We start from the raw sequence: 12,456 nt of genomic DNA, 5'->3' as shown, positions 1-12,456 counted from the left end.
CCAGCCATCACCCGCCAGCCATCACCCAGCGCGTCACCTGCTGGGCCACCCGGTCGGACGGCAGCACCATGTCGGCGCCGCCGCGGCGGATCAGCTCCTGCGGCATCCCGAACACGACGGCGCTGGCTTCCGCCTCCGCGATGGTCCGGCCGCCCTGGCGGCGCAGCTCCGCCATCGAAACCGCGCCATCGGACCCCATGCCCGTCAGGAGAACACCGATCAGCCGCGACGGTGCCACGGCGCGCAGGGCGCTTTCGACCAGACGATCGACGTTGGGATGCCAGCTCCGCCGCTCGTCCATCGGAACGGGTTGGGCGCAGAGCCGTCCGCCGCGCCGGACGATCTGGAGGTCGGCGCCGCCGCGCGCGATGCAGGCCATCCCCGGCTGGAGCGGCGTGGTCGTCGCCGCCTCCACCACCGTCACCGCGGAAATGGTGTCGAGACGACGGGCCAGCGGTCCGGTGAAGCTGGCGGGCATGTGCTGGACCACCACCACCGGCCAAGGGAAATCCGCCGGCAGAAGCGGCAGGATGTCCTCCAGCGTGCGCGGCCCGCCGGTGGACACGCCGACCAGCACCAACCCCTCGCCCGGCTTTTCGTCGCCGCCGTCGCTGTCCTCGTCGCCGTCGGCCGCGGTCCGCGGCTTGGACAGGGGAGCGTCCGCCAGGAAATCCTCGCCGACGATGCGCTCGCGCGCCCGGCGCAGCCGTTCCCGCAGCCCCAGCACCCGACGCGGGCGCGACCCGGCGGCGGCGCGCACGGTGGCGACCAGCTCCTCGGCGATGCCGGCGATGGCCCCGACTTCCGTCGGCTTGCGCACCGCCTCGACCGCCCCCAGGCGCAGCGCCTCCAGGGTCACCTCCGCCCCATCCGCGGTCAGCGCCGACACCATCACCACCGGCTTGGGATGCTCGATCATGATGCGCTTCAGGCAAGCAAGGCCGTCCATGCCGGGCATCGTGACGTCCAGGGTCACCACATCCGGATCGAAGGCGGGCAGCCGTTCCAGCGCCTCCGCCCCGTCGGCGGCGGTCTCCACCGCGAAGCCGGCGGACGAGAGGATGTCGCCGATGCGCCGCCGCATCAGCGCCGAATCATCGACGACCAGGACCTTCACCATGACAGAACCACCTTCCGATCAGACGGTGGCCAGGAGGTCGGCGAGCTGGTCCATGTCCAGCAATTCCGCCGGGTCCATCAGCAGGATCATCCGCCGTTCCCCGGCGCTCTCCAGCGCGCCGATGCGGCGGATCAGCCGGTGCTGCGCCTGCGACACGACCGGGGCCGGACCGATGGCGCTGTCCGGAAGCCGGACGATCCCGGCCATGCCGTCCACGAGCAGTCCGGCGCGGGCCGTCCCGGCGGCGATCACGACCACGCGGCCCCGCTGCTCGGCGCTCCCATGCCCGTCGGGCAGGCGCAACAGGCGGCGCAGCGCGACCAGCGGCAGAACGGCGCCGCGCAGGGTCGTCACGCCGCTGACGAAGTCCGGCGCGTTGGGCAGTGGGGTCACCGCGTCGGGCTGGCGCAGCACCTCCTGCACCGCCGCGACCGGAAGGCCGTAGTCCGCCCCGGCCAGCCGGAACACCACGAAGGCCTCCGCCCGCTCCGCCTCCGCGTCCATCGCCACAGCCACCTCCCCTTCGCGCCGCTGGGCAAGACCGCCCAAGCCGGCGCCATCGCCCGCTCCATGGCGGAACAGCCGTTCCGCCGACAGGACCGGGACCAGCCGCGCGCCGCCGTCCAGCCGCGCGATGCCATCCATGTCCTCGAACTCCGCCTCCCGCGCCATCAGCGGCGGCACCGCATCGATGCGTCCGCGGGGAACCCGCAGGATCTCCCGCACATCCTCCACCGCCACGCCGACCAGCCCTTCCGCCGTGCGCAGAACGGCCACCTTGCCGCGGCCCGCCCCCTTCTGGGCGTCGAGCCCGAACAGCTCCCGCAGCCCGACCAGGGGAAGCAGCGCGTCGCGCAGTGTCATCATGCCCAAAAGATGGGGACGGGCACGGGGGACGCGGGTCACCGTCTCCGGAACCGGAACGACCTCCCGCACCGCCGCCACTGGCAGCGCGAACTCCTGCTCCGCAACGGTGAGGACGACGAGTTGTTCCTCGTCCTGGCGCACCGTCCCGGCGCTCTTCGGCTGGGGCGCCGCGCTGAAATCGGCGATTCCCGCCGGCCCCCGGCCGAGGTCGGCGAACTGGCGCTCGATCAGCGGGCCGGGGTCGAGGATCAGCGCGCCGCTCCCCGCGGCCCCGTTTCCGGCCCGGATCGCGCCGGCCAGAAGATCGGCGTCGATGGAGGGATCGGGTGCCGCCCCGGAATCGGCGATGCGGTCCTCGTCCACGGCGGACAGGCCCGACACGCGATCCACCAGCAGGCCGACCGGCTGGCCGTTGTGACGGACGATCAGCAGCCGCGCCGCCTTCGTCTGCCCATCATCGGTTCCACCCTCCCCGGCCCCGGCCCCGGTTTGGCCCAGGACACGGCGCAGCCCGATGACCGGCAGGACGGCGCCGCGCCGTCGGGCGAGCCCCTCCAGGGCGGGTGGGCCCAGGGGAATCGACACCAGCGCCGGCGGGCGCAGGATCTCCAGCACGCCGTCGAGCGGCAGGGCCATCTCCACGCCGCCGACCGTGAAAAGCACGAAGGAACGCACGCCGTCGCGGCGGATGATCGCGGCCATCGGTCGTCTCCCCGCCGGCCGGTCAGCCGGCCCCTTGCAGTTCTTCGGCCATGGCGGCGATCTCCTCGATGGCGGCGGCCAGTTCCTCGGCACCCTTGGCCTGCTCGCGCGCGGCCTTGGCCGCCTCGTTGGCCGAGCGGTTGGCCTGGTTGGCCGCCGTGGCGACCTGCTCGACGCCCTTCTGCGCCTCCGCCACGGCGCGCTGGACCTCGCCGGCGTTCTCGACGATCTCGCGGCTGCCGGAGGTCACGGTGCGCAGGTCGGCGATGGCGGCGGCGAGGCTGCCGGCGAACTCCTGGTGACGCAGGGACTGGCGCGCCGTTTCGCTCCCGATGTCCTCGATGTCGCGGCGGACGCGCCCGATCTGGTCCTGGATGGCGTGGACGATGTCTTTCACCCGCTCGACATTCTCCGAGCTGTCGCGGGCGAGGTTGCGGATGTCGTTGCTGACGACGGTGAAGCCGCGCCCGAACTCCCCGGCCCGCGCCGCCTCGATCGAGCCGCTGACCGCCAGCATGCCGGTCTGGATGGCGATGATGGAGATGGCGTCGACCACCTTGTCGATGCGCCGCCCGATCTGTTCCATGGAGCCGATCCGCTCCACCGTGCGCAGGCTGGCGGCCACCGCCTCGCCCACCCCGGCGGTCAGCGCGCCCACCATGTCCTGCGTCTCGGACAGCAGCGCCTCCAGGCCGACGCAGCGCTGAAGAGCCTCCTCGGCGCGGCTGTGGCCGAGCCGGGCGCTGGCCTCGATCTCGGCGATGGCGCTGCTCGACTGGTGGGTCGCCGCCCCCTGGGCCTGGGCGCCGCGCGAAATCTGGGTGATCGCCGCCATGATCTGGGCGGCGGCGCGGTTGATCTCCTCGATGGCGGCGGAGAGCTGCTCGGCGGCCGAGGCGAGGTCGCCGGCGGCGCGGTGGACGTCGGTGTTGCCGGTCAGTTCGTCGGCCAGATCGGACAGCTGGCCGGCGGCCTGCTCGCTCTGGGCCAGGGCCTTGGCCTGCTCGCCGACCGTCTTCAGCGCCTCCTCGCTGGCCGCAGCCTGCTCCTCCGCGGCGGAGGCGACGCTCTCGGCGCCCCGCTGCGCCTCCCGCCCGGCGGAATCGGCCTCCAGCGCGGCCTTGATGGTCTCCTGGGCGCCGCGGGCAATGTCGCCCATGCCGTCGCGCACCCGGTCGAGCTGGCCGGCGATCCGGCGCCCCCGGTCCACCTCGGCCTTGGACGCGTCGGCGCCGGCGACGATGCTCTCGGCGATGGCGCCGACCGCCTTCTGGATCTCCGCGACCATGCGGTTGATCTCGTTGGCGGACCGTTCGGAGCGCTCGGCCAGGGCCTGCACCTCGTCGGCCACCACGGCGAAGCCGCGCCCGGCGTCTCCCGCGCGGGCGGCCTCGATGGCGGCGTTCAGGGCCAGGAGGTTGGTCTGGTCGGCCATGACCGCCACCCCCTCGACGATGGTGCCGATCTCCGCCGCCTGCCGCTCCAGATCGCGGACCAGGGCGACGGCGGCCTCCTGGCGAGCGGCGGCGCGGACCAGCCCATCGACGGAGGTCAGGATCTGGCCGCTGACGTCCTTCATCAGCGCCTGCAGCGCCTCGATGCGCGACAGCGAGGATTCGGCGTTGCTGCGCGCCCGCCCGATCAGGCTGGCGCTGCGGTCGATCATCCGCTGCGACTGCTGGGTGGCGCTGGCCGCCTCCTCCGCACCGGCGGCGACCTGTTCCATCGCCTTGCGCAGCTCCTCAGCGGCGGCGGCGGCCTGGGTCACGCCGCTGGCCAGCTCATTCGCGGCGGCGGCAATGCCCTCCGCCGCCTTGCGCCGCCGGTTGCCGGCGCGGGCGCGCCGCCGCACCTCCGCCGCGCGGCGGGTCGACAGGGCGTTGTCGGGCTGGTTGGGCAGAGCGGCGTCGTTGGGAAGCACCGTCGCGTCCTCGCCGCCATCCGCGTTGCGGGAGGCGCTCGCCGTGTCGATCCGCTTCTTCTTGACCAAGGCCATGATCCAAACCCCTTGCCCCGTGAGCCCGTGTTTCTCTGTCGGGGTCTCTTGTTGATTGGCGTGTGTCGATTGCCGCCGGGTGACGGCCCTCAGGCCAGCACCCGGCCGATGTAGCGCCCGATCGCCGCCTTCAGCTCCACCGCCGATCCGGCGTCGAGCGCCAGGACGACCGTCCCCTCGACATCGTGGGGCGGCGTGCGGAAGGTGACGTGGAACAGGATGGCCTGCGCCTCCGCCGTCAGGGCGACGCCGCAGCGCTCCAGGAGGCCGTCCCCCACCCCGCGCAGAACCTGAGGCAGGGTGGTGCCGACCGCGACGCCCAGCAGATTGCCCATGGAGGACAGGCAGCTGTTCAGAACGATGTTGCCGACCTCGGACAGCGCCTCCTCCACCAGCTCCGCCGCGTCCTCCTTGGGGACGCCGGGCGGCAGGGCGGCGGCGGCGAGCGGCAGGCCGCTGCGCTCGGGCATCAGCAGGATCGCCGAGCCGAGGAAAGTCCCGGACAGACACTCCGTCACCGCGATCAGCGCCCCCGGCAGCGCCGACCGAAGCAGGCCGGAGACCCGGTCGCCGGGAACGAGGCTGACCATCGGCACGGAGAGTTCCACCGGCCCACCGATCATCCGGCTGAGCGCCGTGGAGGCCCGGCCGACGCCGATGTTTCCCAGCTCCGTCAGCGCGTCGCGTTCCAGATCGTCCAGCTCAAGCACCATGGGAATCGGGTCCATCGGCGCGCGCCGGCCGGACCGTGCCGGTCAACCGGCGCCCCCGCCGGACCCATCGTTGGAGGACGGGCGGCGCGGCAGGCTGGCGGCGGTCAGGAAGCGGGCCATCTGCTCCTCCTCCAGCGGCTTGGGCATGAAGGCGGCGCCCAGCGCGCGGATGCCGGACACCACCGAATCCTGGGCGTTGGCCGTGATGATGGCGACGCGGATGTCCGGCTTCGCCTGCAGCAGGCGGGCGGCGGCCTCCAGGCCGTTGTCGCCCGGCATGTTGAAGTCGATTATGGCGATATGGATATCACCTTCGTCCAGTTTTCCATAAAGCTCAGCGCTGTTCGCCGCTTCGATGACCGTCCAATCCGGCTTGTTCCGAAGTATTATGCCGCGGACATGCATGCGGGACAGCTTGCTGTCGTCCACGACGATTACGGTCTTGCTCAACGCCTGTGCTCCGGGAGGAGAGAAAATTTGAATTGTGAAGCGATTATAACCACGGCCACGCCATGCGCCAGCATGGATTGCGGTCCGCAATCAGCGTTTTTCGACGAGCCTCCCCTTGGCCCGCCGCGGTGGCTTTGCTAACAGAGGATCGGCCGACAAGGCGATGCGCACAGGGCCATGCACTCCGGGGGGCCGTCCGTGGACGATTTCATCAGCGCGCTCGTGGTGTTTCTCGTCGTGGTCGATCCGATCGGGCTGGTTCCGATCTATCTCGGCCTCACCCGCGGCTTCGACAGCCGGCGCAAGCGCACCATCGCGCTGCGCGGGCCGCTGATCAGCTTCGCCATCATCGTCTTCTTCGCCTATCTGGGCGAACTGGTGCTGAGCGCCCTGTCCATCGGCATGCCGGCCTTCCGCATCGCCGGCGGCGCGCTGCTGTTCTGGATCGCCTTCGAGATGCTGTTCCAGCGCCGGGCCGAGCGCAAGGAACGCACCGCCGACGACGCCCGGACGGAGGAGGAGGCCCACGACCTCGCCGTCTTCCCACTGGCGATCCCGTTGATCGCCGGGCCGGGCGCCATCACCTCGACCCTGCTGCTGATGGACCGCTACGGCGCGACGCTGGCCGGCCAGGGCATGGTGCTGGGCGCCGCCGCGGTCGCCGTTGGCAGCGTCATGGCGCTGCTGGTCGTCGCCGATCTGGTGAACAAACTGCTCGGCCGCACGGTGATCCACACGGTCAGCCGCGTGCTGGGCATCGTCCTGGCGGCGCTGGCCGCCCAGACGATCATCGAAGGCATCACCGCCGTCTATCCGCCGCACTGATATCCACAGAGGGACAACCGACCATGGACCGGCACACGCTCAGCAACGGGCGCCTCGGCGCCGCGATCAAGGCCGACGGGGCGGAACTGTGCTCGCTGTCCCTCGACGGGCGGGAACTGCTCTGGCAAGCCGGTCCGGAATGGCCGCGCCACGCCCCCGTGCTGTTCCCCATCGTCGGGCGGCTGAAGGACGACACGCTGCGCCACCAGGGGCAGACCTACCGCATGACGCAGCACGGCTTCGCCCGCGACCGCCGCTTCGCCTGGGAGGAACACACCGCGACCCTCTGCCGCCTGTCGCTGTCCGACGACGCGCAGACCCGCGCGCTCTATCCCTTCGCCTTCCATTTGGAGCTGATGTTCGAGCTGGACGCGGACGGGCTGACCATCCGCCACCGCATCACCAATCCGGGCGATGAGGCGCTGCCCGCCTCGCTCGGCGTGCATCCGGCCTTCCTCTGGCCGTTGCGGGACGGCGTGCCGAAGGAGGCGCACGATCTTCTGTTCGAAGCCGACGAGCCCGAACCGATCCGCCGCGTCGAGGGCGGCCTGCTGGCGCCGCGGCCCGAGCCGACGCCCGTCGAGGGCCGCCGCCTGCCGCTGACCGAGGCGTTGTTCACGCGCGACGCGGTGATCCTCGACCGGCCAGCCAGCCGCTCCGTCCGCTACGGCGCTCCCGGCACCCCGGCCATCACCGTCTCCTGGGACGGCTTCCGCGAGTTGGGCATCTGGTCGAAGCCGGCCGGCGCGCCCTTTCTGTGCATCGAGCCCTGGCACGGCCACGCCTCCCCGGCGGAGTTCGACGGGGAGTTCGTGGACAAGCCGGGGCTGCTGCACATCGCCCCCGGAGCGACGCGGGAGCTGAGCTACCGCATCGCCGTGGGGTGAAGGGCCGGCGTTCCGTCAGCCGCGTTTGTTCAGCGGAACGAAGGCGCGGCCCGGATTGCCGGTGTAGAGCTGGCGGGGGCGACCGATCTTCTGCTGCGGGTCCTCGATCATCTCCTGCCACTGGGAAATCCAGCCGACGGTGCGGGCCAGCGCGAACAGCACGGTGAACATGCTGGTCGGGAAGCCCATCGCCTTCAGGATGATGCCCGAGTAGAAATCGACGTTCGGATACAGCTTCTTCTCGACGAAGTAGGGGTCCTCCAGCGCGATCTTCTCCAGCTCCATGGCGATGGCGAGGTGCGGCTCGTCCTTGATGCCCAGCACGTCCAGAACCTCATAGCAGGTCTGGCGCATGATCTTGGCGCGCGGGTCGTAGTTCTTGTAGACCCGGTGGCCGAAGCCCATCAGTCGGAAGGGATCGTTCTTGTCCTTGGCCCGCTTGATGAATTCGGGGATGCGCTCGACCGAGCCGATCTCCTCCAGCATCAGCAGCACGGCCTCGTTGGCGCCGCCGTGGGCCGGCCCCCACAGCGCCGCGATGCCCGAGGCGATGCAGGCGAAGGGGTTGGCGTGCGACGAGCCGGCCAACCGCACCGTGGAGGTCGAGGCGTTCTGCTCGTGGTCGGCGTGCAGGATGAAGATCTTGTCCATGGCGCGGGCCAGGACCGGATCGACCTTCCAGGTCTCGCACGGCGTCCCGAAGGTCATGTAGAGGAAGTTTTCCGCGTAGCTGAGGTCGTTGCGCGGGTACATGAAGGGCTGGCCGACCGAGTATTTGTAGGCCATGGCGGCCATGGTCGGCATCTTGGCGATCAGCCGGTGCGCGGCGATCATCCGCTGACGCGGGTCGAGGATGTCCGTCGAGTCGTGGTAGAAGGCCGACAGCGCGCCGGTCACGCCGCACATCACCGCCATGGGGTGGGCGTCGCGGCGGAACCCGCTGTAGAAGCGGCTCAACTGCTCGTGCACCATGGTGTGGTAGGTGATGGTGCGCTCGAACTCCTCCTTCTGCTGCGGATCCGGCAGTTCGCCGCGCAGCAGCAGGTGGCAGACCTCCAGATAATCGCAGTTCTCGGCCAGATCCTGGATGGCGTAGCCGCGGTGCAGGAGGATGCCCTCGTCGCCGTCGATGTAGGTGATCGCCGACTCGCAGCTCGCCGTCGAGGTGAAGCCGGGATCGAAGGTGAAGTAGCCGGTTTCGGCGTAGAGCTTGCGCACGTCGATGGCGCGCGGGCCGGTTTCGCCTTCCAGCAGCGGCAGCCTGACGGTTTTCCCGGTCGTGTCGTCGGTGACCGTGATGGTCCCGACCTGCTTGACCTCGCCGCGCCAGACCGGCCGGCCCTTGCTGCTCTCCATCGGCCCCTCCTTATGCACGCGTCATCGGGCGTGACGCTGTTTCGTTGCACGTAGGAGACTGTATGAATGGGGGGTGTCGTCAATAGCACTCCCGATAGATGCCACCCCTCCGGGCATAGGCCATCAGAAGATTCCCGCCTCCAGCCCGGCCGCCATCAGCAGCCCAAGCTCTTCGCAGGAGGCGGCGAAATCGTCGCGGTACGGGCCGCGGCAGACCAGCGGGTCCTGCACCGGGCGCCAGCGCAGCCCCGTCGCGATGGAGGCGACGGCGCGGCAAGTCCCCGTCCCGTCATGGCCCGCCCGGACGAACAGCGCGTAGGGCATCCCCTGGGTGCGCTCCAGGCAGGGATAGTAGCTGCGGTCGAAGAAATCCTTGAGCGCCCCGCTCATATAGCCCAGATTCTCGGTCGTCCCGAGGATCACGCCCTGCGACTCCAGCACATCCTCCGGCCCGGCCTCCAGCGGCGGCTTCGCCACCACCTCCACCCCCTGCACCTCGGGCGACCGCGCCCCGCGCAGCACGGCGTCCAGCAGCGCCCGCGTGTTGGGCGACGGGCAATGGGCGACGACGAGGAGGCGTTTGGGCGGCATGATTCGTCCTTTCCACGGCGACTGTACCAACAACACAGGAGGACGTCCCATGAGCGAAGACGCGCGCTGCTTCGTCGTCGTCACGGGTGGCCCCGGCTCCGGGAAAAGCACGCTGATCGACGCGCTGGCCCGCGAAGGCCACGCCCACAGCGTGGAGGCGGGCCGCGCCATCATCCAGGACCAGACGGCCATCGGCGGTCCGGCGCTGCCTTGGATCGACCCGTCGGCCTTCGCGGAGCTGATGCTGTGCTGGGAACTGCGCTCCCTCCGTCTCGCGCGGGAGCAGGCGGGAACGGTCTTCTTCGATCGCGGCATCCCGGACGTCATCGGCTACCTGCGCCTGATGAAGCGTCCGGTTCCCGCGCATCTGGAAACGGCGGCCCGCCGCTTCCGCTATCACCGGACCGTCTTCGTGGCACCGCCTTGGCCGGAGATTTTCGGGACGGACGCCGAGCGCCGGCAGACCCTCGCCGAAGCCGTGGCGACCCACGACGCCATGGTCGAGACTTACGGCGGGCTGGGTTACGAGCTGGTCACACTGCCCAAGGCGCCGGTGGCGGAGCGGCTGCGCTTCGTCCTGGAGCAGCTTGTCGGACCGGGGCCGATCACGCCCGCCCCGCTCACGCCATGAGCTGACCGCCGTTCACCTCGATCACCTGCCCGGTGATGTAGCCGCTGAGCGCCTCCGACGCCAGGAACAGATAGGCGCCGACGCAGTCCTCCGCCGTGCCCAGCCGGCCCAACGGGATGCGCGCCGCCGTCGCCGCCAGCTTCTCCGGCGAGGAGTAGCGCTGGTGGAAATCGGTGTCGATGGTGCCGGGCGAGACGGCGTTGACGCGGATGCGGTCCGGCGCCAGTTCCGCCGCCAGGGAGCGGGTGAAGGTCGAGACGAAGGCCTTCGACGCGCTGTAGATCGAGGAGCCGGGGCTGCCTCCCGTGCGGGCGGAGATGGAGACGGTGTTGACGATGGCCCCGCACCCCGCGGCCCGCAACGCCGGCAGGGCACGCCGGCAGGCCACGACGACGGAGCGCAGGTTGAGGTCGATCACCTCGTCCAGGAAATCGTCGCCGATCCGCTCCAGCGGCACCCGCCCGACCATGGTGCCGGCGTTGTTGACGAGGATGTCCAGCCCGCCCAGCGCCTGCACCGCCGCGTCCACAGCCGCCTCCACGGCGCGCGGGTCGCGGAAGTCGCCGCTGACCGCGTAGACCTCCGTCCCGCCCGCCGTGAGGGCGAGCGCCAGCCGGGCCGCGGCGTCGTTGCCACCGGAGCCGTGGAGCGCCACCCGCGCGCCCAGGCTGGCGAAGGCGGTGCCCACCGCCGCCCCGATGCCCCGGCTGCTGCCGGTCACCAGCACGCGCTTGCCGCGCAGATCCTCGCCCAACAAAGTCATGGCTCCTGCCCCTCAGCGTTCCCGGCGCACGCGGCGCACGGCGTCCAGCCAGCCGTCGTACAGGCGGGCGCGCTTGGCCGCGTCCATCCGCGGCTCGAACCGGCGGTCGCAACGCCAGGCGCCGGCCAGCGCCGCCTGATCGCGGTAGACTCCGGCCTTCAACCCGGCCAGCCCGGCGGCGCCCAGCGCGGTCGTCTCGATCACCGCCGGGCGTTCCACCGGCAGGTCCAGCACGTCGGCCAGGAACTGGCACAGCCAGTCGTTCGCCGCCATGCCGCCGTCCACCCGCAGCGCGTCGGAGGTCGCCGTGTGCGCGGCCGACCAATCGGAAACCATGGCGTCCCGTAGATCGCGGGTCTGGAAGGCCACCGCCTCCAATGCGGCGCGGGCGATGTGGGCCGGGCCGGCGTCCAGCGTCAGGCCGAAGATGGCGGCGCGGGCCTCCGGGTCCCAATGGGGGGCGCCCAGCCCCACGAAGGCCGGCACCAGATAGACGCCGTGGCTGTCCGGAACGCGGGTCGCCATGTCGTCGGTCTGGGAGGCGTGGGTGATGATCCCCAGCCCGTCGCGCAGCCATTTGATGGCCGCCCCGGCGATGAAGATGGAGCCTTCCAACGCGTAGGTCGTCCGCCCGTCGAGCCGGTAGGCGACGGTGGTCAGCATGTTGGCGCGCGATTCCACCGGCTCGTCGCCGGTGTTCAGCAGGGCGAAGCAGCCGGTGCCGTAGGTGGACTTGACCATGCCCGGCTCGAAACAGGCCTGCCCGAAGGTCGCCGCCTGCTGGTCGCCGGCGATGCCGGTGATCGGGATGGCGCGGCCCAGCAGGTCCGGCTCCGTCGCGCCGAACTCGGCGCTGCTGTCCAGCACCTCCGGCATCATGGCGCGGGGAATGCGGAACAGGGCGAGCAGTTCGTCGTCCCAGTCCTGGCGGTGGATGTCGAAGACCATGCTGCGCGAGGCGTTGGTCGCGTCGGTGGCGTGCACCCGCCCGCCGGTCAGCCGGTGCAGCAGGAAGCTGTCGATGGTGCCGAAGCACAGCTCACCCCGCTCCGCCCGCTCCCGCGCGCCGGGGACATGGTCGAGAATCCAGGCGATCTTGGTGGCGGAGAAGTAGGAGTCGATCAGCAGCCCGGTCTTGCGCCGCACCAGCGGCCCGCAGCCCTCCTCGACCAGCTTGCGGCAGAGGTCGGATGTGCGGCGGTCCTGCCAGACGATGGCGCGGTGCACCGGCTCGCCGGTACGGCGGTCCCAGACGACGGTGGTTTCGCGCTGGTTGGTGATGCCGATGGCGGCGATGTCCGCGGCGCTCAGCCCGGCCTCGTCCACGGCGCCCCGCATAACCGCCACGGTGTCGCGCCAGATGTCCTCCGGATCGTGCTCCACCCAGCCGTCGGCGGGATAATGCTGCGCGAACTCGCGCCGGGCGATCCCGGCGGGAACGCCCCGCCGGTCGAAGACGATGGCGCGGGTGGAGGTGGTCCCCTGGTCGATGGCGAGGACGTGGCCGGCTTCAGGCATGGTCTTTCCTATGGTCTCGTTCGTTCCCTCTCCCCTC

The 12,456-nt window shown here is 71.0% G+C and carries 12 protein-coding genes; 3 read left to right on the top strand and 9 right to left on the bottom strand.

Annotation, left to right across the window (positions count from 1 at the left end):
• Window positions 1-7: 7 nt before the first annotated feature.
• The 5 genes from cheB to ACWPN5_RS25735 form a co-directional block, all read right to left on the bottom strand.
• Entirely contained in the window at window positions 8-1,120 is a 1,113-nt protein-coding gene (cheB, locus tag ACWPN5_RS25755; RefSeq protein WP_492298199.1) for a chemotaxis-specific protein-glutamate methyltransferase CheB, read from the bottom strand.
• Between the two features lie 18 nt (window positions 1,121-1,138).
• On the bottom strand, window positions 1,139-2,689 hold the full coding sequence (locus tag ACWPN5_RS25750; protein WP_492298197.1) for a chemotaxis protein CheW: 1,551 nt from the start codon (window positions 2,687-2,689) through the stop codon (window positions 1,139-1,141).
• A gap of 22 nt (window positions 2,690-2,711) precedes the next feature.
• Complete coding sequence (locus ACWPN5_RS25745; protein ID WP_200478307.1) at window positions 2,712-4,685, bottom strand: methyl-accepting chemotaxis protein; 1,974 nt, start codon at window positions 4,683-4,685, stop codon at window positions 2,712-2,714.
• Window positions 4,686-4,774: 89 nt separating this feature from the next.
• Complete coding sequence (locus tag ACWPN5_RS25740; RefSeq protein WP_200478308.1) at window positions 4,775-5,413, bottom strand: chemotaxis protein CheC; 639 nt, start codon at window positions 5,411-5,413, stop codon at window positions 4,775-4,777.
• 27 nt (window positions 5,414-5,440) lie between these two features.
• Window positions 5,441-5,848: a response regulator transcription factor gene (locus ACWPN5_RS25735; RefSeq protein ID WP_145687745.1), complete on the bottom strand. Its 408-nt coding sequence runs from the start codon at window positions 5,846-5,848 to the stop codon at window positions 5,441-5,443.
• A 198-nt stretch (window positions 5,849-6,046) separates the two neighbouring features.
• Here ACWPN5_RS25735 and ACWPN5_RS25730 point away from each other — a divergent pair, with 198 nt between their 5' ends.
• Together ACWPN5_RS25730 and ACWPN5_RS25725 are read left to right on the top strand one after the other, a co-directional pair.
• Window positions 6,047-6,673 carry a MarC family protein gene (locus tag ACWPN5_RS25730; RefSeq protein WP_247888398.1) on the top strand — a complete coding sequence of 209 codons (627 nt, stop codon included), beginning with the start codon at window positions 6,047-6,049 and terminating at the stop codon, window positions 6,671-6,673.
• A gap of 23 nt (window positions 6,674-6,696) precedes the next feature.
• Entirely contained in the window at window positions 6,697-7,560 is an 864-nt protein-coding gene (locus ACWPN5_RS25725) for an aldose 1-epimerase family protein (protein WP_492298195.1), read from the top strand.
• A gap of 15 nt (window positions 7,561-7,575) precedes the next feature.
• Here the strand turns inward: ACWPN5_RS25725 and gltA are convergent, their stop codons facing one another.
• Together gltA and ACWPN5_RS25715 are read right to left on the bottom strand one after the other, a co-directional pair.
• Window positions 7,576-8,916 (bottom strand): citrate synthase, encoded by a 1,341-nt coding sequence (gene gltA, locus ACWPN5_RS25720; RefSeq protein WP_145687751.1) that lies wholly within the window; start codon window positions 8,914-8,916, stop codon window positions 7,576-7,578.
• 123 nt (window positions 8,917-9,039) lie between these two features.
• Window positions 9,040-9,507 (bottom strand): flavodoxin family protein, encoded by a 468-nt coding sequence (locus tag ACWPN5_RS25715; RefSeq protein WP_492298193.1) that lies wholly within the window; start codon window positions 9,505-9,507, stop codon window positions 9,040-9,042.
• 49 nt (window positions 9,508-9,556) lie between these two features.
• Here ACWPN5_RS25715 and ACWPN5_RS25710 point away from each other — a divergent pair, with 49 nt between their 5' ends.
• Complete coding sequence (locus tag ACWPN5_RS25710; protein ID WP_492298191.1) at window positions 9,557-10,138, top strand: AAA family ATPase; 582 nt, start codon at window positions 9,557-9,559, stop codon at window positions 10,136-10,138.
• On the opposite strand, the gene ACWPN5_RS25705 is transcribed toward ACWPN5_RS25710, so the two are convergent.
• Together ACWPN5_RS25705 and glpK are read right to left on the bottom strand one after the other, a co-directional pair.
• Window positions 10,128-10,901 (bottom strand): SDR family NAD(P)-dependent oxidoreductase, encoded by a 774-nt coding sequence (locus ACWPN5_RS25705; RefSeq protein ID WP_492298189.1) that lies wholly within the window; start codon window positions 10,899-10,901, stop codon window positions 10,128-10,130. The genes ACWPN5_RS25710 and ACWPN5_RS25705 overlap by 11 nt on opposite strands.
• 12 nt (window positions 10,902-10,913) lie before the next feature.
• On the bottom strand, window positions 10,914-12,419 hold the full coding sequence (glpK, locus tag ACWPN5_RS25700) for a glycerol kinase GlpK (protein ID WP_492298187.1): 1,506 nt from the start codon (window positions 12,417-12,419) through the stop codon (window positions 10,914-10,916).
• Between the last annotated feature and the right edge of the window lie 37 nt (window positions 12,420-12,456).

It is taken from the genome of Azospirillum sp. UENF 211521 (assembly GCF_058780535.1).
The sequence above is the reverse complement of the archived record's forward strand: the minus strand, read 5'-3'. Positions and strand labels throughout refer to the sequence as shown.

Bases quoted from the DNA above. Each gene is read 5' to 3' on its own strand.
- glpK (WP_492298187.1), bottom strand. From the start codon at position 12,419: ATGCCTGAAGCCGGCCACGTCCTCGCCATCGACCAGGGGACCACCTCC.
- gltA (WP_145687751.1), bottom strand. From the start codon at position 8,916: ATGGAGAGCAGCAAGGGCCGGCCGGTCTGGCGCGGCGAGGTCAAGCAG.
- ACWPN5_RS25750 (WP_492298197.1), bottom strand. From the start codon at position 2,689: ATGGCCGCGATCATCCGCCGCGACGGCGTGCGTTCCTTCGTGCTTTTC.
- ACWPN5_RS25710 (WP_492298191.1), top strand. From the start codon at position 9,557: ATGAGCGAAGACGCGCGCTGCTTCGTCGTCGTCACGGGTGGCCCCGGC.
- ACWPN5_RS25745 (WP_200478307.1), bottom strand. From the start codon at position 4,685: ATGGCCTTGGTCAAGAAGAAGCGGATCGACACGGCGAGCGCCTCCCGC.
- cheB (WP_492298199.1), bottom strand. From the start codon at position 1,120: ATGGTGAAGGTCCTGGTCGTCGATGATTCGGCGCTGATGCGGCGGCGC.
- ACWPN5_RS25725 (WP_492298195.1), top strand. From the start codon at position 6,697: ATGGACCGGCACACGCTCAGCAACGGGCGCCTCGGCGCCGCGATCAAG.
- ACWPN5_RS25740 (WP_200478308.1), bottom strand. From the start codon at position 5,413: ATGGACCCGATTCCCATGGTGCTTGAGCTGGACGATCTGGAACGCGAC.
- ACWPN5_RS25705 (WP_492298189.1), bottom strand. From the start codon at position 10,901: ATGACTTTGTTGGGCGAGGATCTGCGCGGCAAGCGCGTGCTGGTGACC.
- ACWPN5_RS25715 (WP_492298193.1), bottom strand. From the start codon at position 9,507: ATGCCGCCCAAACGCCTCCTCGTCGTCGCCCATTGCCCGTCGCCCAAC.